This window comes from Bacillus sp. LR--39 (assembly GCF_053613335.1).
In genome coordinates this window covers 1-1,093 of record NZ_JBSIOT010000308.1, presented here as the reverse complement: position 1 = coordinate 1,093, position 1,093 = coordinate 1, and the positions used below count along the sequence as shown (strand labels likewise).

Annotated in this window: 2 pseudogenes; both read left to right on the top strand. The window is 43.5% G+C overall.

Features of this window, described 5'->3' with window-relative positions:
• Positions 1-504 (top strand): annotated as a pseudogene (gene mbl / locus ACWHAR_RS22760) (cell shape-determining protein Mbl); the annotation flags it as partial.
• A 162-nt stretch (positions 505-666) separates the two neighbouring features.
• Positions 667-1,093: pseudogene (gene flhO, locus ACWHAR_RS22755) on the top strand (flagellar hook-basal body complex protein FlhO); the annotation flags it as partial.

The window sequence follows — 1,093 nt, the reverse complement described above, 5'->3', positions numbered from 1 at the left end:
GGCGATATTGTCACCTCCTCTTCTATTAAGATGGCTGGGGACAAGTTTGACATGGAAATCTTAAATTATATCAAACGCGAGTACAAGCTGCTGATCGGCGAACGTACTGCGGAGGATATTAAGATTAAAGTCGCAACTGTTTTCCCAGACGCACGTCACGAGGAAATTTCCATTCGCGGACGGGACATGGTTTCCGGTCTTCCAAGAACAATTACAGTAAACAGTAAAGAAGTTGAAGAAGCCCTTCGTGAATCTGTCGCTGTTATTGTTCAGGCTGCGAAACAAGTGCTCGAAAGAACACCGCCTGAACTTTCTGCTGATATTATTGACCGCGGCGTTATTATTACCGGCGGAGGCGCGCTCTTAAACGGCCTTGACCAGCTGCTTGCTGAAGAGCTGAAGGTACCGGTCCTCGTTGCTGAAAATCCTATGGATTGCGTAGCCATCGGCACAGGTGTCATGCTTGATAATATGGACAAGCTTCCTAAACGCAAACTAAGCTGATTTCACAAACCTCATTCTGAAAAAGAATGAGGTTTTTTTATGAAAAAGCCTTCACGAAAAGATGTTAAATGACGATAATAGGATAAAATACTGAGTTTTTATTATAGAACGAACGTTCCTATATGACAACTGGAAAAAATGCCATTTTTAGAGGTGGGAAATTTGTTAAAAGGATTATATACAGCAACATCCGCAATGATTGCCCAGCAGCGAAGAACGGAAATGCTTTCAAATAATATTGCTAACGCAAATACATCAGGATATAAAGCTGATCAAGGCTCTATGCGCGCGTTCCCTGAGATGCTGCTCAGCAGAATAGAATCAAAATCTCCGGCCGGGACATCAAGGACGGAAATCGGTTCCGTGAATACCGGAGTGTATATGCAGGAGCTCAAGCCTCTCTTTACACAGGGAAGCCTGAAGTCCACAGACCAGCCTACAGACATTGCATTGATCGAAAATCAAGTTCCGATGAGTGCGGAAACCAATGAAAAAGCTGCTCTTTTTTATCCGGTTCAAACAGCGGATGGAATCCGTTATTCAAAAAGCAGCACATTTTCACTAAACGAGAACAATCAGCTGACGATCA